Raw genomic sequence first — 22,231 nt, 5'->3', positions numbered from 1 at the left:
TGTATATTTTACTCTTTCAACAGGCTTAAGGCCTCCTTACTTAACAATACCATTATTTTTGCATCCTCCCGTTTGAAAGAATCTTCCTCATAATCCGCCCGTTCACGGGCTCTCTTAAGGTCTGATAATATTTTAGCCAGCTTTTTATGCTTTGGATTGTTTGATTTCCAAAGCCTTTTTATAACTTGCCAATGCACAGACCTTGACTTGTCATAAGTCATTGATAGCCTATTCCTTGCTATACAGAAAACACCATAATAGGCCCTGCTAACAGCACTTCTATGGCTTGCCTCATCTTCCCTTTTTAATAGTTCTTCTGCTAAATCTACATAATCTTTCCAATTAAAGCTCATGTGGTTTCTACTGTGTAATCAAGCCTTGGAAATACCTTGTCCATAATCTTTATATACCAATCTTCAAATAATCTTTCATATAGTTCCAGAATCTTTTCTGGTGGATTTTTACTTTTTATGACTATTAAAATCTCCTCCGTGTTTTCTTCTGGGTCTTTATATAGCTTTACATGTATATTACACTCGCCAAAAACTTTACAAATATGCTGATGTGCAGAGTATAACTCTTGGATTAAATCTGGATTTTTTATTAAAAACCTTATTATTTCTTCCTTATCCTCAAATGTGTATAAGCCTTCCTCCTCAAATTGTTCAAGTTTTTTCATAATGTATTCTGTTGTTGCAAAGGTTATGCTCCCAATTGGATATTTATAAGGGTATGCTAAGGTTGTATATTGGTCATAACCTATCATGTTCCACTCCTCCAAAGACTGCACGGGCATCATCCGTAATGCTTTCCTCAAAGGCCCTTTTTATTTCATAATGAAAGGCGTCAAGCATACCTTCCATATCTTCAAAGGACATACCTTCTGGGAGTTCCATGGAGTACGCCAATTCAAAAACAAGTAAATTTTTATCCATTTCCATTGGCCTGTTTAATGTTAATATAAGCTTCCCGCCTTTATCATAAGGAATTTCTGCCCTCAAAAGTAAGGAGAAATCCTCCCTTCCGGTTATATGGGACGGGTATAGTTTAATATACTTAGAAGGATGTGTTTTAGCACTGTCAAATTTTATAAGATTTATGTAAGCCAAGTTCAATGCTTTAATATTGGTGTAATTAGTCAATTCTGTGTATATTTTAGAAATTTCCAAGATGTCCTTCTTAAAATCCTCCCATGAGTAATTAGAAAGCCTGCTTATCGCTAAGGTGCGTGGGGCAACTTGCACTATCCTTTCCCTATTTTGACTAAAAAACTTTACCAAAGGCGTGCCAGACTCTATCCTCTGCTCCAAGCCTTTATCCGTAGGCTTTTGTTCAACTCCCATCAAAGCATAGCTTTCTTTATATGGAAAGTCCTTTTTTAACCTTTCATAAAATAGGCCAAAGAGTGTTAGGTCCCATGGGTAGGGTTCTGTAAAATGGATTACGCACAAAGCCTCCACAAGGGGCGGGTTTTTGTATACCATATTTTTAATATACACTCAAACTACCTTTAAAGGCAAATCCCTTACCTTTCTGTAGTTTTCATGTCTTAAAACTCTAAGTAGAATAAGTGCCGTTGTGTAAGCATCTTCCAAGGCGTTATGAAGGGTAGAAGTGGGAATTTTAAACTTCTTTGCCAGCTCTTCTAAAGAAGAAGCCCTTTCTTCACCTATCATATCCAAAAGGTCAAGGGCATAAGGATAAAAAAAGCCATCGCATTCTTCTTCTGCCAGCCTTCTTATCATGGCTATGTCTATATGCACAAAGTAGCCTACCAAAAGGCAACCTTTTGCGTATTCTATAAACTCCTGACAAGCCTCCCTTCTTTCCTTTGCCTCTTTTAGATCTTGGGGTGTTATGCCATGCACCTTTATGGAGTCTGCAAAGGCCCTTGAAGGCTTTAAAAGCCTGTAAAAACTTTTGGAAAGGTCTATTTTTAAACCTTCTATTTTTACCGCTCCTATGCTTATGGCCTCATCCCTCTTTAGGTCAAGGCCTGTGGTTTCTGTATCAAAGACCACAAAGCATGTCTCTTCAATGGGCTTTTCTCTATCTATCTCCCAATGGAACTTATGCCAAACTTCTGGCTTTAACCTTTTGTATAGCCACCTTTTTAAGGCCTTCATTCAAAGAACCTCAAGTTATACCTCTCATACAAAAACTCTTGAAACTCTTTTATTATTTTGAACACATCCTTTAGGGTGTTCTTCTCCGCCCTTGATAGCCTGTTGGGGTTTATATAGTTGTCTGGCTCCTTCCCTTCTTTTATCTTCTGTGCTTGGAATTTAAACCTTAGGCTCAAAAGGAATCTGTAGGCCTCTTTTAGGTCCTTTGCATGCTCTTCAGAAAACACACCAAGCCTTTTTAGCTCCTCTATCCTTTCAAAGGTATTCCTTTTGCCTATGCCCATTTCAAGGGCAAGGGCCCTTATGCCCTGCGTTATGGGAAATATTCCACCTTTCTTTATCTCTATCTCTCCCTTATGTTCTCCCGTCTTTTCCACCACAAAGTCTCCAAAAAAGCCTATGGGGGGCTTGAAGCGCACCGCATCCACCGCAAGGAAGGGCAAAAAGCCCGGGTTTTCCTTAAGTGTTTGAAGTATAAAGCTCCAAAGGTCTTCTGTGAGACTTTGGTCTCCAAACACATTCCTAAAGTCAAAGAAGATGGCCACGTTTAATATGTTTTCTTCCTTTGGCTTTTCAATCCAATCCTTTACAGCAGACCGCCATTCCTTTGCAGACCTTCTCCAAAAGGGGTTTGAAATCATCACATTGCCGGGGCATGGCGGAAAGCCTATCTCAAGCAGTGTATCTATGTATGCCTTTGAAAAGCTTTCAAAGTAATTTTTGGAGTCAAAGTCCAAAAGGGGATAGTCTTGGTAGATTAGCGCATTGTCTTGGTCTGTCCGTAGGCTTTGTTCCTTTCTTCCTTCGCTTCCAAGCACCATAATGCTAAAAGGCACCAAAGGCTCCTCTCCCAATCTGTTCATGGCAACATAAACTGCCCTCTTCATAAACCGGTCGTTTATCTCCGATATATACTCTCCAAGCCTTTCTGGGTCTGTGCCTTGAAAGACAAGGTCCAGGGTCTGTTCTTTCACAAGGCCGTAGAGATATTTTAGGTCTTCTACAGTCTTTGCCTTGTCTATCTCCTTTATAAGCAAAACTGCGTTTTTGCTTTCGTAAGCTATAAGGTCCCTATCCTCCAAAACTCCCACTGGATCACCGTTTTTCTTAACCAATAGCTTTCTTATTCCATGTCTTGCCATCAAAACCATGGCATCGTAAAGGGTGCTTTTGCTCTCTATCCATACCACCGGAAAGCTTGCCACATCTTTGAGTTTTACCTCTTCTGGCCTTAGGCCTTTGGCAAGCACTTTTCTAAGCACATCCCTCTCTGTGATTATGCCCATGCCTTCTGGAAGTTTAACCAGCACATAGGTGCTGTCCTTTGATACCATCTCTTTTATGGCCTCTTCTACCCTTTGATTTCCCTCCATTACCAAAATGGGCCTAAGATTTATATCCTCAAGGGAAATCTCCCTATGCCTTTCCACAGAGGAGAGACCTTTGCTTGCCACATTTTGCATCCTTTTGGCAAGCTTTCTGGCAAAATACTCTCTGAAGTTTTCGTTGGTGCTTATAAGCTTGTTAAATATTTTTTTGTTTAAAAGGAATACCACACTGTCCTCTATTGCCTTGGCTGTGGAGCTTGGCGGGCTTGAGGTCATAAGGGATATGTATCCAAAGCACTCTCCTTCGTGGATGTATTCAATTACCTCTCCCTCCCTTTCAAGCACAAGGCTACCGCTTCTTAAAATATAAAGAAAGTCTAAGGGTGAAGAGCCTTCTTTGAATATCACATCTCCCTTTTTGTAATATTCCACCAGAAGGTTGTGGGCTATGCTTTGAATCTCTTTTTTATCAAGATAGTTAAAGGGTTCTATCTCCGATAAAAACCTTTCTGCGTCAAGCATCAGAATAATTTTATGACCATGTATCTAAGGATCAAAAGACTTATTAATATGGCCAAGGTATGACAGCAAGGCAAAAAGGACCTATATAGTTTGTATATAGGCTCTGTTGGCACATAGAGCATGTTATAAAAGAAGTTTCTTCTGTCTGTGGTAAAAAAGGAAAGGGCGGCCCGCCCGAGGACGAGCCACATATAAAAGGCAAGGCTGTAGTTTAACACCTGCTCTATCATTCCTCTTCGCCAGCCTTTACTGCACCCTTTGGATAACGTATGTGGTCCACAAACTCCTGAACCTGTTGAGGTGGTGGGGGTGTTAGCCTTGAGACTATAAGGGCCACTATGAAGTTAAGGGGCATACCAAATATACCGGCGGCTATGGGCTTTATGCCAAAAAGCTCCACACCTTGGAACCTGCTAAGATAGAGGTAAATCATGGTTGTTGTAAGTCCCACAATTATACCAGCTATGGCTCCTTGCTTGTTCATCCTCTTGTCCCATATGCCAAGCACCAAGGCGGGGAACAAGGAGGCACCAGCTAAGGAGAAGGCCCAAGCCACAAGCTCCACTATTATGGCAAGCCTAAAGCTTGCCACATAAGCACCTATCAAAGCCACCACAAGAAGCAGCGCCTTTCCAATTTTCACCCTTGTGGAGGGGGAGAGGTTGGGATTGATGATCTTGTAGTATAGGTCGTGGGAGATGGCGTTGGAGATAGTTATGAGAAGGCCGTCCGCTGTAGATAGGGCTGCAGCCAAACCACCAGCCGCCACAAAGCCTGCTATCACGTAAGGCAATCCAGCTATCTCTGGCGTTGCAAGCACTATCATATCGGGGTGTATGGAGATCTCCGCAAATTGCACAATGCCATCGCCGTTTAGGTCCTTTATGCTTATGAGGTTTACCTTTGCCCACTTTTGGACCCAGTCTGGAAGCTCACTAAAGGCTTTGCCCACAAGGTTTAGCATCTCATACCTACCAAAGGCTGCGTAGGCCGGTGCTGTTATATAGAGGAGTAATATGAAAAATAGGGCCCAACCTGCGGAAGTCCTCGCCTCTCTAACGGTGGGTGTGGTGTAAAACCTCATTATAACGTGGGGCAATCCTGCCGTGCCAAGCATTAGCATAAGGGTGAGGGCAAGGAAGTTAGCCATGCCTTTGGCATCGGAGGGTGGTGCCACGTAGGACTTGGGAGGTTTGGAGGCCTCTATCTCTTTCTTCATAGCCTCTGTCCACTTTTCCTTTGCCTCCTGTGGAGACTTGGGGTATTCCTTGAGCTGTTTTTCTATCTCTGCCCTCTTGGGGTCCTCCGCTGGCATAGCCTTTAGCTTCTCTTCAAGCTCCTTCTTTCCTTGTTCCCAGCTTGCTGGGAGGGCTTCTATCTTAGCCTTTAACTCTTCTGCCTTCTTTTTGTGTATCTCTCTTACCTCTATCTCCTTTGGGTCATCTTTTAGCTGAGCGAACTTCTGTTCTATACCTTGAAGGGCAAAGCCGTAGGAGATTTGGGATATGGGGTTTCCTGTGTATTTAAAAGACAGAGCAGTCACGGGTATAAGGTAGGCTAAGATTAGCACTATATACTGGGCCACCTGAGTCCATGTGACCGCCTTCATACCGCCCAAAAAGGAACATACCAATATACCAGCAAGACCTAAAAAGACTCCCACTTCAAAGGGAAGACCTAAGAGTCTGCTGACTATTATACCTACACCAGCTATCTGAGCCACAAGGTATGTGAAGGAAACTATAATGGTGGCTATTATCCCTACAAATCTTGGTATCTTTCCGCCGTATCTGGCGTCAAGGAAGTCTGGAATGGTATAAGCACCAAACTTTCTAAGGTAAGGAGCTATCAAAACACCTAAAAGCACATAGCCACCGGTCCATCCCATAATGAAGGCAAGGCCGTTATAACCCTGAAGGGCAAGGACGCCAGCCATACCAATAAAGGATGCTGCAGACATCCAGTCGGCGGCTGTGGCCATACCGTTAAAAATTGCAGGAACTCTCCTTCCTGCCACATAGTACTCTGCTACCTTTCCAGTCCTTGAGATTATTCCTATGGTTGCATAAACCGCAATTGTTCCAAAAAGGAAAACGTAGCCTATGAACACAGGAGAAAGGTTAAAGAGTTTTTCACCTATGTAAAGGAGTATGAGAAGTAGTATAAGACCACCCGTATAGATGGCGTAAACCTTCCTAAGCCTTTCAACAAATCCCTTATCTACCATCTTACTCCTCCTCTACTCCGTATTTTTTGTCAATCTGATCCATCTTTTTCGCATAAAAGATTATGAGAAGAAGGAATACAATAAGGGAACCTTGGGCGCCCATGTAATAACCAAGCGGAAAACCAAAGATAACTATTTTATTGAGCCAGCCTGATATAAGAGCAGCGCCATAAGAAACTAAGGCCCAGATAAAAAGAACTATGAGCATAAGGTTGCGGTTTTCCCGCCAATAATTTTCTAACTGCTCTTTTGTTAGCATGCCTTACCTCCTTTTAAAAGTTTGTGATTTATTTTATAGTCTTTTTGTTTTACAGTCAAGGATATAGTGTTTTAAGTATATATGCATCTCATTTAGTAAACTTTCTATTACATTTCAAAAAATTATGAGAAAAATCCTATACTTTTTGTAATTTTCAAAAATATATGATTTATATCATATTATTTTTACACTATGTAAGAAATTCCCTCTTTGTAGCATGGTATACTGTGCCTTATTTTTTTTAGTGCAAGCGTTAACGTGCCACTACATTGTTTGTCTCATTTATTTTTAGCAAAAACTGTAATTGCATCACCATTGCTTATGTAATGGTTGTCCTTTTGAAATACCTATTTAGAGATAGGGGGGAGCCTACCCCTACGTTAAAAATGGACAGGTATAGTATTATGGCTACAAACGGGCTTCTTTTATATTTTTTCTTCTAAATATTCCCCCGTTTACTTCAAAAAAGGCCTTTTGTAGCTCCACAAGTTGTTTTATAGCCTCCAAGCCCAGGCTTAGCATCCTGTCAAACTCTTCTCTTGTAAAGGAGTGTTCTTCTCCGAGGGCTTGTATTTCGGATATTCTACCAGAGCCTGTGCCTACCACGTTTATATCAACCTCTGCTTTTGAATCCTCTTCAAAGTTTAAGTCAAGAAGTATATTGCCCTCTACCATGCCTACGCTTACGGCTGCCACAAAGTCCTTAATAGGCGTTGATGTCAAAACTCCATCTTCATAAAGCTTTATCACGGCATCGGTGAGGGCCACAAAGGCACCCGTTATGGATGCGGTCCTTGTGCCTCCATCGGCCTGTATCACATCGCAATCCACCCAAAAGGTCCTCTCTCCCACCTTTGTTAGGTCAAGGGCTGTCCTCATAGCCCTTCCTATCATCCTTTGGATCTCATGAGTTCTACCACCTATCCTTCCCTGGACGGATTCCCTTATGTTCCTTGTGTGGGTTGCTCTTGGTAGCATGGAGTATTCCGCCGTTATCCAACCTTGGCCTTTCCCTTTAAGGAAGGGGGGAACCCCCTCCTGAACGGAAACGGTGCATATCACCTTTGTATTTCCGAACTCCACAAGCACAGAGCCCTCTGGATGCTTAAGGTAATCCCTAATTATTCTAATGGGCCTTAGCTCACCGGGCTTTCTTCCGTCAGACCTCAAACCTTAGCCCCCAGAGCTTTAGCCTTTTCTACAACCTCTTCTATGGTTCCCACCATATAGAAGGCCATCTCCGGCAGATGGTCATACTTTCCTGTAAGTATTTCCTTAAAGCTCCTTATATTATCTTCAAGCCTTACATACTTTCCGGGCATACCGGTAAACTGTTCTGCCACGTGGAAGGGCTGGGCCAAAAATCTTTGAATCCTTCTTGCTCTGTTTACTATGGCCTTGTCCTCTTCGGAAAGCTCTTCCATACCAAGTATGGCTATAATCTCTTGTAGCTCTTTGTACCTTTGGAGTATTCTCTTTACTTCCATAGCAACCTGATAGTGTTCCTCTCCCACAAACTCTGGAGCCAAATACTTGGATGTAGACTCAAGAGGGTCCACAGCAGGGTATATACCAAGCTCTGCAAGCCTTCTTGCAAGAACGGTGGTAGCATCAAGGTGGGCAAAGACCGAATAGGGTGCTGGGTCTGTAATGTCGTCCGCAGGCACATAAACGGCCTGTATGGAGGTTAGAGAACCTTTTTTGGTAGAGGTTATCCTCTCTTGAACTTCTCCCACGTCCGTGTTGAGTGTGGGCTGGTATCCCACAGCGGAAGGAAGCCTTCCAAGGAGTGTGGAGACCTCCGAACCTGCCTGAACGAACCTAAAGATGTTATCTATGAAGACAAGCACGTCCTGGCCTTCTACATCTCTAAAATACTCCGCCATGGTTATGCCCGTTTGGGCAACCCTAAAACGCACTCCCGGTGGCTCGTTCATCTGGCCATAGACCATAACTGTGTATGGTAGAACCCCAGATTCTTTCATCTCGTGCCAAAGGTCGTTTCCTTCCCTTGTCCTTTCTCCCACACCTATAACTACAGAAAAACCTTTGTGGAACTTGGCTATGTTGTGGATAAGCTCCTGCATAAGGACCGTCTTTCCAACTCCTGCACCACCGAAGAGGCCTACCTTTCCACCCTTAACATAAGGCTCAAGCAAGTCTATAACCTTTATACCAGTTTCCAAGATCTCTACCTTTGTAGATTGTTCTTCAAGGGATGGTGGTTCTCTAAACATGGGCCAGTATTCTTCTGCATTGACAGGCCCAGCTTCATCTATAGGCTGTCCTACCACGTTAAATATCCTTCCCAAGGTAGCCCTTCCTACTGGCACCTTTATGGGACCACCCAAATACTCCACCTCTTGACCTCTCACAAGGCCATCGGTGGCACCCATGGCTATACATCTTACCCTGCTCTCTCCTATATGCTGTGCCACTTCCAAGTATAGGTCTTCCTCTGCCCAGTTTCCTCTGTCATCTATGAATTTACGCCTGGTCTTGAGGCCATGTCTGACCGGTGGCAAGTTCTTTTCACCAAACTCCACGTCAATAACTGCACCTATAACCTGCACTATCCTTCCTTTCATGTCAGCCTCCTTTATTTCATTGCTTCAACTGCATTAACTATATCTATAAGCTCAGAGGTAATAGACTCTTGCCTTGCCTTGTTAAAGATAAGGGTCCAGCTCTTTATAAGCTCATCCGCATTCCTTGTGGCGTTGTCCATAGCCACCATACGAGCAAAGTGTTCAGAAGCGTTAGACTCAAGCATGGCTCTGTATATCTGGTAGTTAAGGTAGAGGTCTATGAGCTTGTTTAAGAATAGGTCCTTGTCCACTTCAAACTCATAAGTGCCATAATCCCCTTCGCCTTCAATCCTTTCAAAGGGTAAAAAGGTTCTAAGCACGGGCTTATAGCTTACCCTTGTAATCATCTCATTGTTCAAAAGATAAACGACATCCGTTTCCTTTTTTGTATACCTTTCCCTTAACAGCTCTCCAACCTCTTTGACCACTTCAAAGTTTATCTCCTTCCTAAAAACCTCATCGTAGGCTTTTAGAATGGGATAGCTTCTCTTTCCAAAGTATTGGGCACCCTTTCTACCTATAAGCACCAAGTTTACCTTTATGCCCTTTCCTTGCTTTTCTCCTATAAACTCCTCCGCCTTCCTTATTAGGTTTGAGTTGAAGGCTCCTGCCAAGCCTCTATCTGCGGTTATAAGCACAAGGTCGCAAACCTTTTCTTCTCTTATTTCAAAAAGAGGGTGGCTTTGGGGGTCTATATGGGAGGATAGGCTTTTGAGAACTTCGTACAACCTTTCCGAATAAGGCCTGGAAGCGTATATTAGCTCCTGAGCACGCCTGAGCTTTGCTGCGGAAACTACCTTCATGGCATTGGTAATTCTACGGGTATTTCTTATACCTTGTATCTTTCTTCTTATATCCCTGGGTGAAAGCTTTGGCATGTGGAATATTATAGCATAGTATCTAAGTATTTCATCACATGAAGCATATCCTTATCACCCCTTCCAGACAAATTAAACACAACAATGCCTCCCTTCCCTATACCTTTTGACAACTCTACTACCTTTAAGACCGCATGGGCTGGCTCAAGGGCTGGTATTATACCTTCAAGCCTTGAAAGGAGTTTAAAACCCTCAAGAGCCTCTTGATCTGTGGCATAGATGTATTCTGCCCTTTTGCTTTTGAAAAGATAGGCATGCTCTGGGCCAACTCCAGGGTAGTCAAGCCCTGCGGAGATAGAATGGGTTGTAAGGATCTGCCCTTCTTCGTCTTGTAAAAAGTAAGACTTCATGCCGTGAAGCACACCCGGAGAGCCACCGTTTATGGAGCTTGCATGCTTGCCAGTCTCAAGACCAAGGCCTCCAGCCTCCACGCCTATGAGCCTAACTTCTGGATGTTCTATAAAGGGATAGAATATGCCCATGGCATTTGAGCCTCCACCTACGCAGGCGACCACCGCATCGGGAAGCCTTCCCTCCAACTCCATAAGCTGTGCCTTTGTCTCCTCACCTATCACCTTCTGAAAGTCTCTAACCATCATGGGAAAGGGATGAGGTCCCACCACAGAGCCTATTATGTAATGGGTATTTTCCACATTGGTCACCCAATCCCTTAAGGCTTCGTTTATAGCATCCTTTAGGGTCCTTGATCCGCTTTTTACCACCCTTACTTCCGCACCCAATAGCCTCATCCTAAAGACGTTTAGCTTCTGGCGCTCCGCATCCTCTTCTCCCATATATACTACGCATTCAAGCCCCAAAAGGGCGCAGGCAGTAGCCGTTGCCACACCATGCTGGCCAGCACCCGTTTCCGCTATTATCCTCCTTTTTCCCATCCTCTTGGCAAGAAGTGCCTGTCCTAAGGTGTTGTTTATCTTGTGGGCTCCTGTGTGCAGAAGGTCCTCCCTCTTTATGTATATCTTTGCTCCTCCAGCATACTGGGTTAAGTTCTTTGCAAAATACAGTGGCGTGGGCCTTCCTGCAAAGCTTTTAAGGTAGTGGTTAAATTCATCCCAAAAGGATGGGTCCTCCTTTGCTTCCTTATAGGCCTCTTCCAGCTCTTCAAGGGCATACATTAGAGTTTCCGGAACAAACTTTCCGCCGAACTCTCCAAAATAGCCTTTTTCATCGGGATAGGTATGGATTTTATTCATCTATTGCCTCCTTTCTTAAATCTCTTTTCATGGCTTCTTCGTAGGTGTAGGGGCATTCTTCTGGGATATGATATTGGTCTGGGTCTTCTCCCAATTCTCTAAGCCATATTCTTAAATTACCTACCGCCTCAATCCAGGCAGACTGAAGCTCCATCGGTAGTTTAGCCTTGAGGCTTGGGTATCTCCTAAAGAGGACCACTATCCTATCCCTTGCATTCTCCACACTCTTTATCCAACTAAGCCCTCCTTTTTCTTTTCCAGCTTTTGTTAGCCCTCTAAAGTGGTCCCATTTGTAAAGATGCTCCAAAATCACCGCCAGATGGCTCATACAACTCTCAAGATGTCTTAGTCCCATATCCTCTATCTCCTCCAGAAGGTTCTCCCAGTCTACCAAGTCGTAGGCTTTTTCTCTAAGGAGTTCCAAGTTTTTCTCCACCCAAAGGGGAAAGTCCTTTTCATAAAGCTCTTTTAATTCCTCTTTGCTTATGGTCCTCATACTATTAATATACTGCTTCATTAGTTTTTATGATAAAAATAAATACGCCGAGTGAGAAATTCCCTTTAAGCTAAACCTTCCATATCAATAAAAAGACAGCAGGGCTACTATAATAGTAGCCCTAAAAACCATCGGAGGTTTTTACCATGGAAATTATACCACCTTACCTACGCATCTACCAACAAATCCTAAAAGACCTTGAAAATGCCTTGCCATTCCTTAATGTGCCAAAAGCTAAAGCAGGCAGAAAGCCTAAACTCACAGACATCCATATAGCAGCCATCTTTATACTCTCCTACATAACCAATACAAAAGTCCTCACCTTAGCTAAACTACTTATTGACCCATCCATACAATCATGGCATATCTTCAGAAGATACAGACTCAAGAGAGTATACAGGATATTGAGAGAATACAAGCTTCACAAGCTGAGGCTTATGATTTTAGCAAGGCTTTTGTATGGTAAGAAGATAGAACTTGTAATAGATGGAACCATAGTGGACATAGCCAATGTAAACAGGGCGAGGACACAGAAGATAAGGAGGGTAAGAGGGAAGGTATGGTGGGCAAAGAGGAGAAGGAAGATAGTTCGGAGAGACAATGGGAAGGTAGTGGAGTTTGAGGAGGTCAGGTATGGCATGTTGATGATGGTGTTATGTGATAGGTGGGGAAGAGTTTATGATGTGTGGATAAGCTTTGGAAGTGTGCATGAGGTTAGGGCATTTAGGGAAAGGAAGAGAAGGAGTTTATGGTTTAGGAAGCTTGTGGAGAGTTGTGTGGTGTATGGAGATAGGGGTTATAGGGGTTGTGAAGGTGTGATTGTGTGTGGTAGTAGGGAGATGAGGGCAAAAAGGCAGGTAGTGGAAGGTGTTATAAGTCAGATAAAGCTTTTTAATGCTGGTAGTGGGTGGAGGACTTTAACTTGTGTGCTTGTGTATGTATATGCTTATGCTATTGGATATAGCTATTATAGGAGGGGTAAACTTGAGGTCTAATTTCTCACCCGGCGTATTAGTTTTTATGATAAAAATAAATGAGACAAAAAAATTTTATGCAAAAAGGCTTCTAAGGTATGGATTAAAAAGCCTCTCCTGTCCTATGGTAGTCTCCTCATAATGCCCAGTTATAACAAGCACATCGTCCTCAAGCTCTGAGAATATCCTTTTCAAAGACTTCCTTAGGTCCTCAAGGCTTCCGCCCGGAAGGTCCCACCTTCCCACACCGCCTTTAAAAAGAAGGTCTCCCGCTATTAGGGTTTTATCCTCCTCTGAATAAAGACAGCAAAGGCCGGGAGTATGCCCGGGAGTGTGAATAACTTTAAGTTTGCTTTTTCCAAACCTTATCTCCATTCCATCCTTTAGCTCTACATCTGGGTCTGGGCAGGGGAAATTGGCTCCTATCTGTCTTTCAAAGCCGGGCCAGAGGGGGTTGCTAAGAAGAAACTTGTCCGCTGGGTGCATGTAAAAGGGTGCATTAAAGTGTTCCTTTAGGGTTTTTACCTGTCCCACATGGTCTATGTGTCCATGGGTGGCCACAATGCCCACAAGTTCAAAGGGCTGTAGCTCTTTTATTATCCTTTGTGGGTCCGCTCCGGGGTCTACCACAAGGGCCTTACCACTTTCCTCATCCACCACTATGGAACAGTTTACAGAAAGAAGCCCAACCGGTAAGACTTTTAAAAGCATTAGAATTTGATAAGGTCGTAAAAAAGATGTGGGAAAATACCCAAAAGAAGCATAAATAGGGAACAAACCATAAGGGTAAGGGCCTCTCCACCGGAGACCTTGGCAGGTGGATACTTCTTTTCACCCTCCTCAAGGAACATGGAGACTATAACTCTAAGGTAGTAGCCTGCGGATATGATGCTGGCAACTACAAAGGCAAGGGCAAGGGGGAAGAGCATGGAGTTTACAAGACCCATAAAGAGGCCAAGCTTACCAACAAAGAGGGCCATGGGTGGAATGCCTATGAAGGCAAAGAGGAATAGGGCAAAGATGGAGGCAAGGGCTGGGTGGTCTTTAAACAGCCCTCTGTAGTCAAGTATATGGTGGCTAAAGCCTTCCCTCTTTTCAAGGGAGGCCATAAGGACAAAGCTTCCAAGGCTTGCAAAGGCATATAGGGAAACATAAAATAGCAGAGCCTTTTGAAGGTTTGGCTGGGCTGTGGCCAGTCCAAGGAAGAAGTAGCCCGCATGGGCTATGGTGGAGTAAGCAAGGAGCCTTTTTACAGACCTTTGGGCGTAGGCCACAAAGTTGGCGTAGAACATGGAAAGGAGAGAAAGGAGGGCTACAAGGATAAGCCATTGCTTAAGATGGTAAAAGTAAGATAGGAGCTTTACAAGGAAGAAGTAGATGGCCACCTTTGGCACGGAGGATAAGTATCCTGTTATAGGTGTGGGGGCACCCTCGTAGGCGTCTGGTGTCCAAAAGTGGTATGGGACTGCGGAGGCTTTGAGTGCCAAGGCGGAGAGTATGAGGAACATGGCAAGCAAAAATAGGCTGTTTTCGTCCCTGTATTCTTTGAAAAAGAGGCTACCGGTGCTGGCGTAGTAAAAGGCAGAGCCAAGGGCAAGCATGGATGTGCCTACCGCACCTATTACAAGGTATTTAAAGCCGGCTTCTTTTGAAAAGTATTCATCCCTTTGAAGGGACACAAGCACATACATGCTTATACTTGCAAGCTCAAGGGAGAGGAAGAGAAGGACAAGGTTGTTGGAAGAAAGGAGGATAGAAAGACCTAGGGTGGGCATAAGGGGAAGGTAAGAGAGTTCTGTGTATACAGAGTTCTTCTTTTCATAATAGTCCTGCATGGAAAAGATGGCCAAGCTTGTAAGCAAGTATATTACTGCCTTTCCAAGCAGGTTTAAAGAGTTTACTTCAAAGAGGTCAAAGAGGGTTTTTGAGGGGTAATTCACAAAAAGTAGGCTTATCAAAGAGGCTATTGGCACAAGGGCTGATATGTATGTAAGAGTCCTATAGTGTTTTTTGCTGGCAAAGAGGTCAAGTATAAAAAGAAGGAGTATGCCAAAGGCAAGCACAAGCTCAGGCAATAGGACATTCCAATTCACTTCTTAGCCTCCCAACACGTATTTGGTGGTTTGCTCTATTATCTTTACAAAGGGGTAAGGATAAAGGCCCATGAGCAATGCTAAGGCTATTATAAGCACAAAGGAGAGGGTGTGATGGGCTTCTAAGTCCTTTAGGTGCTTCCACTTTTCAAGCCTGTATTCGGAGAGAGTTTCCTCTTCAAACATGACCCTTTTATACATGTATAGGAAGTAGGCGGCGGACAGAACCACACCAGAGCCTGCTATGAAGGCCCATATGGGGAAGCTTTTGTAGGTGCCGAGGAAGACCAAAAACTCAGCCACAAAGCCAGCCAAGCCCGGAAAGCCTATGCCTGCAAGTCCAGCTATCATAAAGAACACAGCCAATTTTGGTACATACCTGGCCAATCCTCCCAGATCATCCATATGGTAGGAGTGTATACGGTCGTATATAAAGCCGGCGGACATAAAGAGGGCTGCGGAGGAAAGACCGTGGGCTATCATCATGTATATGGCGCCGTTTAGAGCGTTGTGGTCCATGGCAAAGGTGCCAAGGGTTACCACACCCATGTGGCTTATGGAAGAGTAGGCTATAAGCCTTTTGATATGCGTTTGGGCTATGGCCATCATAGCAGTGTAAATTATGGCTACAAGGCTAAGGAAGAAGATAAGTGGTATGAACTGTTTGCTTGCCTCAGGGAAAAGGGGCAAAGAATACCTCACAAAGCCAAAGGTGCCCATCTTCAAAAGCACGGCGGCAAGTATTACAGAGCCGGCCGTTGGCGCTTCCACGTGAGCATCAGGAAGCCATGTATGCACTGGCCACATGGGTATCTTTACCGCAAAGCCTATGCCAAAGAGGAAGAAGGCAATGGTTTGCAAAAGCATAGGATAGGAAAAGCTAAGATGGAAAAGGTAGTCAAAGGATATTTTGCCGGTCATCATATAGCCATAGACCACTATGCTGGCAAGGCCAAGAAGGAGGAAAACGCTACCGAAGAAGGTATATACAAAGAACTTGTTGGCAGCATAGACCTTTCTATCATGGCCCCAAAGGCCTATGATGAAATACATGGGAATGAGCATACCTTCCCAAAATAGGTAAAAGAGGAATAGGTCTAAGGCGGAAAAAACACCCAAACAGGCAGTCTCCAAAGCAAGGAAGAGAGCAAAGTAAAGGTTTGGCCTGTCCTCTATCTTCCAGGACCATAAAAAGGCAACCAAAAAGACCAAAGAGGTCATCAAAAGTAGGGATATGGCCATGCCGTCCACACCCACATGGTAAGAAATACCGAGGGAAGGTATCCAGTCTACCTTTGTGATGTACTGGAAACCTTTTAAAGACCAGTCAAAGTTTACAAAGAGGTATAGCATTATGAGGAAAACTACAAAGGAGATAGCCAAGGAGATAAGCTTTGAAAACTTTTCCTTTCTGACAATGCCAACCGCTATGGCACCAAGCAATGGAAGAAATATGGCAAGGTTAAGAAGCTTTTCCATCCTTTACCTCCAAAAGATTACTAAGAATAAAAGGGCCAAAAAGCCAACAGAAAGGAAGAGTATATATAGGTTAAGCTTGCCTGCCTGCAAGGCCTTTAAAAGACCACCCAAGGCACGCACGCCCACATAGGAAGAATTTACCAAACCATCTATAAGCTGTCTTTCCGCCGTGGCATATAGCACCCTTGAGTAGAAAAGATAGCCGTAAGCCAAAACCTTATGGTAAAGCCTTTCTGTAAAGAACTGCTCTTTGAAGGTAGTATGTAAAGGCTTTAGGGCCTCATAGGCCTTCTCTGGATTTATTATGCCCTTTATATACACCACATAGGCTATGGCTATGCCTGTTAGCCCTATGGCCACTGACAACACCGCTATGTTTAAATGCAATTCTTTCTCCGCTCCAAAAACTTTGCCATACCATCCTTCAAAAAAGCCCGCTACCACTGCCATTATGCTTAAAACTACCATAGGCACCAACATCACTCCAGGGCTTTCATGTGGCTCCTCTCCATGGTGCCTCTCTTTGCCATGAAACATTACAAAGCCTTCCCTGAATATGTAGTAGGCTGTTAGTAAGCTTACTACCGATGCCAATAGCCCCCAGCCAAAGCTTGCCTCATAGGCCGTGGCTACTATCATGTCCTTGCTCCAAAAGCCCGATAGAGGAAATATTCCAGCCAATGCTAAGGCTCCTACTAAAAAGCTTGCGTAGGTTATGGGCATATACTTCTTTAAATTGCCTACCTCGTATATGTCATGCACATGGTGGTGAAAGGCATGGATTATGGAACCTGCCGATAAAAAGAGTAGGGCCTTGAAAAAGGCGTGTGTGGTAAGGTGGAACATGGCCGCTACCTTGTCCCCAAGGCCTAAGGCCAAAAACATTAGCCCAAGCTGGCTCATGGTGGAAAAGGCTATTATCTTCTTTATGTCTGTGTGTGAGGTTGCTGCCAATGCTGCAAACAGGGCCGTTAATCCGCCTATTACCGCTACCACTTTTAAACTCTGTGGTGCGCTCTCAAACATGGGATATAGCCTTGCTACCATATAGACTCCTGCCGCTACCATGGTGGCTGCGTGTAGCAAGGCTGACACTGGCGTTGGACCTGCCATGGCGTTTGGTAGCCATGTGTGCAGTGGCAACTGCCCAGACTTTCCTACCGCTCCACCAAAAAGCAACAAACAGGCAAGACCCAAAAGGGCCTTATCCACACCACTTAGCTTGCTAAATATCTCCACTATGTTTAGTGTGCCAAAAAGGTAAAAGCTTGCTATTATGCCAAAGAGGAAAAACCAGTCTCCAATCCTGTTTAGTGTAAAGGCTTCCAAAGATGCGTTGGCTGCTTTCTTTTGTGTGTGAAAGTAGCCAATAAGAAGGTAAGAAGCCAATCCCACACCTTCCCATCCAAAGAAGATGCCAAGAAGGTTATCTGACAAGACAATCAGAAGCATGGCAAAGAGGAACAGGGAAAGGTAGGCATAGAACTTAAAGGTCCACTGACCAAAGAGGTTAGACATATAGCCAATAGAGTAGATGAAGATAAGAGTGGCAACGAAGGTCACTACAGAAGCAGTTATAGAGGAAAGGGGGTCAAAGTAGAGTCCCAAAGACAGTGTGTAATTGCCAAGGGGCAAAAAGTCATAGAGCTTTACGCTAAATGGTTCTTGTAGTGCCTTTGAGGTGGCCCAGAGGGAGAAAAGAAAGGAGAAGAGTCCTCCAAGAACGCAAAGGATGGCAGATGCCATATCTCCCAGCCTTGAGCCAAACAGGCCTATTACCAAAAAGGCTATTAAGGGTGAAAGTAGTATTAGTATTTCCATCTTAGCCCCTCATATCCACTATTTCATCTGTAGAATCTACCTTCCTTAGCCTAAATATGGCTATTATTATACCAAGGCCTACGGCCGCTTCTGCGGCAGCAAGGGCTATAATAAAGAGGGCAAAGACCTGGCCATCCACCAAGCTAAGATGGGCGTCTGCACCTACGAAAAGTATATTTACCGCATTTAGAGCCAGCTCCATGCTCATAAGCACTGTTACCATATTCCTGCGCACTATCATACCAAAAACACCAAGGCCAAACAGAACAATGCTAAGTATCAAATATGCTTCAAGGGGTATCATCTTCATAAACCTGAGCCTCCTTCCTTCCTATCAAAACAGCGCCTATCATACCAATAAGAAGAACCAAAGAAACCAGTTCAAAAGCCAAAAAGTACTTACTAAACAGTATAACACCTACTACCTCTGTGTTGCCAAACTTTTGTATAAGCTCTCTAAATTGACCTTTGGGAGATACGCTTACACCTATGAGGAAGACAAGGACCATCTCCAAGTAAAGTAGCAATATAAGAGGAAAGGATAGCACACCCGCTACCCTATAGTGGCTGTCCTTTTTAAGAGCCTTTTCCCAAGGGACTGCAGTTAGCACAAAGACGTAAAAGACGGCCACAGCAACGGCGTATATAAGTAGCTGGATGGCTCCTACAAGCTCCGCACCAGCCACAAAGAATATACCAGCCACAGAAACGAGAACGGAAAGAAGGGCAAGTATTACATAGATAGGATTAGGCAAAAAAACTACACCAAGGGCGGAAAAGATTGCCAAGGCAGAAAAGAGCAAGAAAACTATCCATTGGATCACCTTTTTACCTCCGGTAGATTTATGGAGTTTTCATACCACAGCCTTTGTCTTTGGTGGTCATCTATCCATATCCTATCTGGTTCATCCTCCCTTCTTCTTTGCCAATCCCTTCCTATCCTTTCTAAGGTCTCAAGGTCAAGCACCGCATCCTTCCTTGTGTAGCTGGCCGTCTCGTGAATATCGCTTTGGAAAAGGCAGTCCACAGGACAGGCATCTACGCAAAAACCACAAAAGGTGCAAAGCATCATGTTCATGTTAAAGATTGAGACCCTTCTCCTCCCATCCGGAAGCTTTTCACCCTCTATCTCAAAAAGCTGTGGCACAGGGCATGCCCTTTTGCAAAGCATACATACTACGCACCTGCTTTTCCCAGGCTCCACCTTTATCTTAAACCTCTCCACCCACTCGTCAAAGGCGGGCTGTGGCTCTCTTCCATCCACTACCTTATGTCCAAAAAAGCCCCTAAAACGTTTTGGTGGCGTGAGCTTTTCATAAGGATAGTGGGTGGTTATGGTTTTTCTGAAGGCATGCCTTATGGTTATGGAGAGGCCTTTTATAAAATCCAAGAAGAGTATCCTTTCAAACCAGCTCAAGGGCCTTTCAAAAACCTTTTTAACCATGTTTTACCTCCATACAAGGGGTGCCACTATGGCCGTTAGCACCAAGTTAATAAAGGTAAGCGGAAGCATTACCTTCCATGCCGTTTCGGTTATCTGGTCAATCCTATACCTTGGAAGGGTCCAGTGTAGCCAAAGGACAAAGAGGAAAAGAAGGCTTACTTTTAAGACAAACCAAACATAGGGCGAAAATGGACCAAGGAAGAAAAGAGGGTCTACAAAGCCAAGGAAGGGTATGTTTATGGGGGACCAGCCACCTAAGAAGAGGACCACCGCAATGGCCGAAAGGGAAAGCACCTCCACATACCACTCTACAAGGGGGAAAAGACCAAACTTCATACCACCATACTCCACGGTAAAGCCTGTCACCAGCTCTGCCTCGGCCTCCTGTATGTCAAAGGGGACCCTTCCAGTTTCCGCCAGCATGGCAAACATATAAACCACAAAGGCCAAGGGCTGAAGCCATATATACCAAAGCTTTTGTTCTATCTGCTTTTGAACTATGTCGTAGGTGGAAAGGGTGCCGGCCAATATGATGGGTCCCATTACCGCAAAGGTTATGACCACTTCATAAGAGATGATAATGCCAGCCTTTCTCATAGAGCCTATTAGGGCATACTTAGAGTTGGAGGCCCAGCCAGCCAAGGCTATGGCAAATACGGCCATGGAACCAAGGGCAAAAACCAGAAGAAGCCCTACGTTTACGTCGGTAAGTATGGGCTTTATCTTTATACCAAAAGCTTCAAACTCTGGGCCAAAGGGGACTACTGCAAAAACAAGGGTGGCAGGTACTAAGGCCATTACAAGGGCAAGGTTATACAAAAACCTGTTGCCATACCTTGGGAATAGGTCCTCCTTTGTAAGGAGCTTAAGGCCGTCTGCCAAAGGCTGTAGTAGGCCATGCCATCCTACTACCATAGGTCCCGGTCTTCTTTGAATGTGGGCTGCCACCTTCCTTTCCACAAGGGTAAGGTAGGCACCTATGCCAAGCACTATACCCAGGATTACCAGTATCTTTATAATGGTTATCACAAGCCAAGCCAAAACACCTTCCATCCTTTCCTCCTACCTGTCTATTTCTCCTACCACTGGGTCAAGGCTTGCCAAAATGGCCACTGCGTCGGCAATAACCCTATCCTTCATAAGCTTTGGATATATACATAGATTGTACATGGAGCCGGGCCTTATCTTTACCCTGTAAGGCTTTATACCGCCGGTGGAGTATATGTAAAAACCCAGCTCACCCCTTGGGTTCTCTCCAGAGGAGTATATCTCTCCCTCTGGCACTTTTAGACCTATACCATCCAAGGAAAGCTTTATCTTTTTGGGGTCTGGAGATTCGGCAAAGAAGGGCGCTGACTTAGGCATCCTTTCTAAGACATTCACACACTGTTCAATGATCCTAAGGCTTTGTCTCATCTCCTCAAGCCTTACCAGGTATCTATCATAAACATCTCCATTTTCTCCCACGGGAATATCAAACTCCACCCATCCGTAAGCATCGTAAGGTTCAAACTTTCTAAGGTCATAAGGCACGCCAGAACCCCTTGCCACAGGGCCGGTAAGACCATAGAAATAAACATCCTCTTTACTTATCACACCAACGCCTATGTTTCTCCTTAGCCAAATCCTATTCCTGCTTAGTATGGTCTCCCACTCCTTAAGCTCTTTAGGAAATCTCTTTATAAAGGCCTTTATCACTTCCAATGCTCCCTCTGGCAGGTCCATACGCACACCACCCACCCTTGGATAAGATATGGTGAGCCTTGCACCCGTTATGCCCTCTATTATGTCCATAAGCTTTTCTCTTTCTTTAAAGGCATATAGGAATATGGTCAATGCTCCAAGGTCAAGGGCGTAGGTGCCAAGCCAAAGAAGGTGAGAGTTTATCCTTTGAAGCTCGGACATCATAGTCCTTATATACTTTGCCTTTTCTGGCACAAGGTCCTCTATGCCAAGAAGCCTTTCTACGGCCACAACCCATGCCTGATTGGAACACAGGGCAGAAAGGTAATCCATACGGTCCGTGTAGACCAAGAACTGATTATACATCTCATTCTCCGCCAGCTTTTCCACGCCCCTGTGTAGCTGGCCCAATATAACATCGCACTGATAGACCCTTTCCCCTTCAAGGTCAAAGAGGAACCACATAGTTCCGTGAGTGCCTGGGTGCAAGGGTCCCCAATTAAGCACTATCTGTGCCTTCTTTTTTAGTCTTTTCTTTTCTGTAATCTCAAGGTCCTCAAGGGTTGGCACAGGCGTGTGCATTTTATCGTAGTTCATAAGGCCCTGAAGGTTGTCGCCCCAAAGGACCTCGTTCAAGGAAGGAAGGTATTCGGTAGCGTAGCCTTCCAGAGGGAAGTCCTTCCGTAGAGGATAATACTGGTATGTTTCCCACATAAAGGCCCTTACAAGGTTCTCATGCCCTTCGTATTTGATGCCAAACATATCGTAGCATTCCCTTTCGGCCCATTTGCCTGCAAACCAGAGCTTTTCTATGGAAGGGAGTTCGCCATCGGTCCATGTTTTTACTACTACTCTTTTCCTTTCATCCACGTTGTAGAGTATGTAAAAGGCCTGGAACCTTGGCTTTTTGTCTGGAAAGTCAATAACCGAGTGGTCAAGGAAAAGTTTAAAGCCCTTTTCTTCTTTTAAAGCCTTTAGAAGCTCTATAAGGTCGCTTTTTGGTATGTGTAGGGCCGTAATGGTTGGTTTTTCTTCTATCTGTAGCTCTCTAAACCTTTCCTTTAGGTCAATAAAGTCTTCACCCTTTGCCCAAGGCATCTTT

At 44.3% G+C, this 22,231-nt stretch carries 23 protein-coding genes; 1 reads left to right on the top strand and 22 read right to left on the bottom strand.

The window, feature by feature from the left end:
- Positions 1 to 8 precede the first annotated feature (8 nt).
- The 13 genes from ACZ5GB_RS05065 to ACZ5GB_RS05005 form a co-directional block, all read right to left on the bottom strand.
- The gene (locus tag ACZ5GB_RS05065) at positions 9 to 353 is read right to left on the bottom strand and encodes a hypothetical protein (protein WP_464326172.1); all 345 of its coding nucleotides are present in this window, start codon (positions 351 to 353) and stop codon (positions 9 to 11) included.
- Entirely contained in the window at positions 350 to 766 is a 417-nt protein-coding gene (locus ACZ5GB_RS05060; RefSeq protein WP_464326171.1) for a hypothetical protein, read from the bottom strand. The genes ACZ5GB_RS05065 and ACZ5GB_RS05060 overlap by 4 nt, the downstream gene beginning before the upstream one ends.
- Complete coding sequence (locus ACZ5GB_RS05055; protein WP_464326170.1) at positions 753 to 1,484, bottom strand: TIGR04255 family protein; 732 nt, start codon at positions 1,482 to 1,484, stop codon at positions 753 to 755. The genes ACZ5GB_RS05060 and ACZ5GB_RS05055 overlap by 14 nt, the downstream gene beginning before the upstream one ends.
- A gap of 15 nt (positions 1,485 to 1,499) precedes the next feature.
- The gene (locus ACZ5GB_RS05050) at positions 1,500 to 2,126 is read right to left on the bottom strand and encodes a 3'-5' exonuclease (protein ID WP_464326169.1); all 627 of its coding nucleotides are present in this window, start codon (positions 2,124 to 2,126) and stop codon (positions 1,500 to 1,502) included.
- Positions 2,123 to 3,976 (bottom strand): putative nucleotidyltransferase substrate binding domain-containing protein, encoded by a 1,854-nt coding sequence (locus tag ACZ5GB_RS05045; RefSeq protein WP_464326168.1) that lies wholly within the window; start codon positions 3,974 to 3,976, stop codon positions 2,123 to 2,125. The genes ACZ5GB_RS05050 and ACZ5GB_RS05045 overlap by 4 nt, the downstream gene beginning before the upstream one ends.
- Positions 3,976 to 4,206, bottom strand: coding sequence for a YggT family protein (locus ACZ5GB_RS05040; protein WP_464326167.1), 231 nt, complete (start codon positions 4,204 to 4,206; stop codon positions 3,976 to 3,978). The genes ACZ5GB_RS05045 and ACZ5GB_RS05040 overlap by 1 nt, the downstream gene beginning before the upstream one ends.
- On the bottom strand, positions 4,203 to 6,203 hold the full coding sequence (locus ACZ5GB_RS05035) for a sodium:solute symporter family protein (RefSeq protein ID WP_464326166.1): 2,001 nt from the start codon (positions 6,201 to 6,203) through the stop codon (positions 4,203 to 4,205). Before ACZ5GB_RS05035 ends, ACZ5GB_RS05040 begins: the two co-directional genes overlap by 4 nt.
- Position 6,204: 1 nt before the next feature.
- On the bottom strand, positions 6,205 to 6,462 hold the full coding sequence (locus tag ACZ5GB_RS05030; protein WP_464326165.1) for a DUF4212 domain-containing protein: 258 nt from the start codon (positions 6,460 to 6,462) through the stop codon (positions 6,205 to 6,207).
- 408 nt (positions 6,463 to 6,870) lie between these two features.
- Positions 6,871 to 7,632 (bottom strand): ribonuclease PH, encoded by a 762-nt coding sequence (gene rph / locus ACZ5GB_RS05025; protein WP_464326164.1) that lies wholly within the window; start codon positions 7,630 to 7,632, stop codon positions 6,871 to 6,873.
- Entirely contained in the window at positions 7,629 to 9,050 is a 1,422-nt protein-coding gene (gene atpD / locus ACZ5GB_RS05020; RefSeq protein WP_464326163.1) for a F0F1 ATP synthase subunit beta, read from the bottom strand. The genes rph and atpD overlap by 4 nt, the downstream gene beginning before the upstream one ends.
- 11 nt (positions 9,051 to 9,061) lie before the next feature.
- Positions 9,062 to 9,928: a F0F1 ATP synthase subunit gamma gene (locus ACZ5GB_RS05015; RefSeq protein ID WP_464326162.1), complete on the bottom strand. Its 867-nt coding sequence runs from the start codon at positions 9,926 to 9,928 to the stop codon at positions 9,062 to 9,064.
- 8 nt (positions 9,929 to 9,936) lie between these two features.
- Positions 9,937 to 11,139 (bottom strand): tryptophan synthase subunit beta, encoded by a 1,203-nt coding sequence (gene trpB, locus ACZ5GB_RS05010; protein WP_464326161.1) that lies wholly within the window; start codon positions 11,137 to 11,139, stop codon positions 9,937 to 9,939.
- Positions 11,132 to 11,635, bottom strand: a complete 504-nt coding sequence (locus tag ACZ5GB_RS05005; RefSeq protein WP_464326160.1) for a DUF29 domain-containing protein — start codon at positions 11,633 to 11,635, stop codon at positions 11,132 to 11,134. The genes trpB and ACZ5GB_RS05005 overlap by 8 nt, the downstream gene beginning before the upstream one ends.
- A 146-nt stretch (positions 11,636 to 11,781) precedes the next feature.
- On the opposite strand from ACZ5GB_RS05005, the gene ACZ5GB_RS05000 reads away from it, so the two are divergent.
- Positions 11,782 to 12,630 (top strand): hypothetical protein, encoded by an 849-nt coding sequence (locus ACZ5GB_RS05000; RefSeq protein WP_464326159.1) that lies wholly within the window; start codon positions 11,782 to 11,784, stop codon positions 12,628 to 12,630.
- A 54-nt stretch (positions 12,631 to 12,684) separates the two neighbouring features.
- Here the strand turns inward: ACZ5GB_RS05000 and ACZ5GB_RS04995 are convergent, their stop codons facing one another.
- Genes ACZ5GB_RS04995 through ACZ5GB_RS04955 form a run of 9 tightly spaced genes read right to left on the bottom strand, consistent with a single transcriptional unit; the run spans position 12,685 to position 22,227 of the window.
- Positions 12,685 to 13,320: an MBL fold metallo-hydrolase gene (locus ACZ5GB_RS04995; RefSeq protein ID WP_464326158.1), complete on the bottom strand. Its 636-nt coding sequence runs from the start codon at positions 13,318 to 13,320 to the stop codon at positions 12,685 to 12,687.
- On the bottom strand, positions 13,320 to 14,702 hold the full coding sequence (locus ACZ5GB_RS04990) for an NADH-quinone oxidoreductase subunit N (protein WP_464326157.1): 1,383 nt from the start codon (positions 14,700 to 14,702) through the stop codon (positions 13,320 to 13,322). The genes ACZ5GB_RS04995 and ACZ5GB_RS04990 overlap by 1 nt, the downstream gene beginning before the upstream one ends.
- A 3-nt stretch (positions 14,703 to 14,705) precedes the next feature.
- A complete protein-coding gene (locus ACZ5GB_RS04985; RefSeq protein WP_464326156.1) occupies positions 14,706 to 16,181 on the bottom strand; it encodes a complex I subunit 4 family protein in 1,476 nt (491 codons plus the stop codon).
- Between the two features lie 3 nt (positions 16,182 to 16,184).
- Positions 16,185 to 18,002 (bottom strand): NADH-quinone oxidoreductase subunit L, encoded by a 1,818-nt coding sequence (nuoL, locus tag ACZ5GB_RS04980; RefSeq protein WP_464326155.1) that lies wholly within the window; start codon positions 18,000 to 18,002, stop codon positions 16,185 to 16,187.
- A gap of 1 nt (position 18,003) precedes the next feature.
- Complete coding sequence (gene nuoK, locus ACZ5GB_RS04975) at positions 18,004 to 18,312, bottom strand: NADH-quinone oxidoreductase subunit NuoK (RefSeq protein ID WP_464326154.1); 309 nt, start codon at positions 18,310 to 18,312, stop codon at positions 18,004 to 18,006.
- Positions 18,293 to 18,826: an NADH-quinone oxidoreductase subunit J family protein gene (locus ACZ5GB_RS04970; RefSeq protein ID WP_464326153.1), complete on the bottom strand. Its 534-nt coding sequence runs from the start codon at positions 18,824 to 18,826 to the stop codon at positions 18,293 to 18,295. The genes nuoK and ACZ5GB_RS04970 overlap by 20 nt, the downstream gene beginning before the upstream one ends.
- Complete coding sequence (locus ACZ5GB_RS04965) at positions 18,823 to 19,446, bottom strand: NuoI/complex I 23 kDa subunit family protein (RefSeq protein WP_464326152.1); 624 nt, start codon at positions 19,444 to 19,446, stop codon at positions 18,823 to 18,825. Before ACZ5GB_RS04965 ends, ACZ5GB_RS04970 begins: the two co-directional genes overlap by 4 nt.
- 3 nt (positions 19,447 to 19,449) lie before the next feature.
- Positions 19,450 to 20,499, bottom strand: a complete 1,050-nt coding sequence (nuoH, locus tag ACZ5GB_RS04960; protein ID WP_464326151.1) for an NADH-quinone oxidoreductase subunit NuoH — start codon at positions 20,497 to 20,499, stop codon at positions 19,450 to 19,452.
- A 9-nt stretch (positions 20,500 to 20,508) separates the two neighbouring features.
- A complete protein-coding gene (locus tag ACZ5GB_RS04955) occupies positions 20,509 to 22,227 on the bottom strand; it encodes an NADH-quinone oxidoreductase subunit D (protein ID WP_464326150.1) in 1,719 nt (572 codons plus the stop codon).
- Positions 22,228 to 22,231 lie beyond the last annotated feature (4 nt).

The organism is Hydrogenobacter subterraneus, assembly GCF_055390195.1.
This window is presented reverse-complemented; position numbering and strand designations above follow the sequence as displayed.

Excerpts from the sequence above, each read along its gene's own strand:
- trpB (WP_464326161.1), bottom strand. The coding sequence starts at position 11,139 with ATGAATAAAATCCATACCTATCCCGATGAAAAAGGCTATTTTGGAGAG.
- ACZ5GB_RS05055 (WP_464326170.1), bottom strand. The coding sequence starts at position 1,484 with ATGGTATACAAAAACCCGCCCCTTGTGGAGGCTTTGTGCGTAATCCAT.
- atpD (WP_464326163.1), bottom strand. The coding sequence starts at position 9,050 with ATGAAAGGAAGGATAGTGCAGGTTATAGGTGCAGTTATTGACGTGGAG.
- ACZ5GB_RS05060 (WP_464326171.1), bottom strand. The coding sequence starts at position 766 with ATGATAGGTTATGACCAATATACAACCTTAGCATACCCTTATAAATAT.
- ACZ5GB_RS05050 (WP_464326169.1), bottom strand. The coding sequence starts at position 2,126 with ATGAAGGCCTTAAAAAGGTGGCTATACAAAAGGTTAAAGCCAGAAGTT.
- ACZ5GB_RS04955 (WP_464326150.1), bottom strand. The coding sequence starts at position 22,227 with ATGCCTTGGGCAAAGGGTGAAGACTTTATTGACCTAAAGGAAAGGTTT.
- nuoL (WP_464326155.1), bottom strand. The coding sequence starts at position 18,002 with ATGGAAATACTAATACTACTTTCACCCTTAATAGCCTTTTTGGTAATA.
- ACZ5GB_RS05005 (WP_464326160.1), bottom strand. The coding sequence starts at position 11,635 with ATGAGGACCATAAGCAAAGAGGAATTAAAAGAGCTTTATGAAAAGGAC.
- ACZ5GB_RS05045 (WP_464326168.1), bottom strand. The coding sequence starts at position 3,976 with ATGCTTGACGCAGAAAGGTTTTTATCGGAGATAGAACCCTTTAACTAT.
- ACZ5GB_RS04965 (WP_464326152.1), bottom strand. The coding sequence starts at position 19,446 with ATGGTTAAAAAGGTTTTTGAAAGGCCCTTGAGCTGGTTTGAAAGGATA.
- nuoH (WP_464326151.1), bottom strand. The coding sequence starts at position 20,499 with ATGGAAGGTGTTTTGGCTTGGCTTGTGATAACCATTATAAAGATACTG.
- ACZ5GB_RS05065 (WP_464326172.1), bottom strand. The coding sequence starts at position 353 with ATGAGCTTTAATTGGAAAGATTATGTAGATTTAGCAGAAGAACTATTA.
- ACZ5GB_RS04995 (WP_464326158.1), bottom strand. The coding sequence starts at position 13,320 with ATGCTTTTAAAAGTCTTACCGGTTGGGCTTCTTTCTGTAAACTGTTCC.
- ACZ5GB_RS04985 (WP_464326156.1), bottom strand. The coding sequence starts at position 16,181 with ATGGAAAAGCTTCTTAACCTTGCCATATTTCTTCCATTGCTTGGTGCC.
- ACZ5GB_RS05030 (WP_464326165.1), bottom strand. The coding sequence starts at position 6,462 with ATGCTAACAAAAGAGCAGTTAGAAAATTATTGGCGGGAAAACCGCAAC.
- nuoK (WP_464326154.1), bottom strand. The coding sequence starts at position 18,312 with ATGAAGATGATACCCCTTGAAGCATATTTGATACTTAGCATTGTTCTG.
- ACZ5GB_RS05000 (WP_464326159.1), top strand. The coding sequence starts at position 11,782 with ATGGAAATTATACCACCTTACCTACGCATCTACCAACAAATCCTAAAA.
- ACZ5GB_RS05040 (WP_464326167.1), bottom strand. The coding sequence starts at position 4,206 with ATGATAGAGCAGGTGTTAAACTACAGCCTTGCCTTTTATATGTGGCTC.
- ACZ5GB_RS05015 (WP_464326162.1), bottom strand. The coding sequence starts at position 9,928 with ATGCCAAAGCTTTCACCCAGGGATATAAGAAGAAAGATACAAGGTATA.
- ACZ5GB_RS05035 (WP_464326166.1), bottom strand. The coding sequence starts at position 6,203 with ATGGTAGATAAGGGATTTGTTGAAAGGCTTAGGAAGGTTTACGCCATC.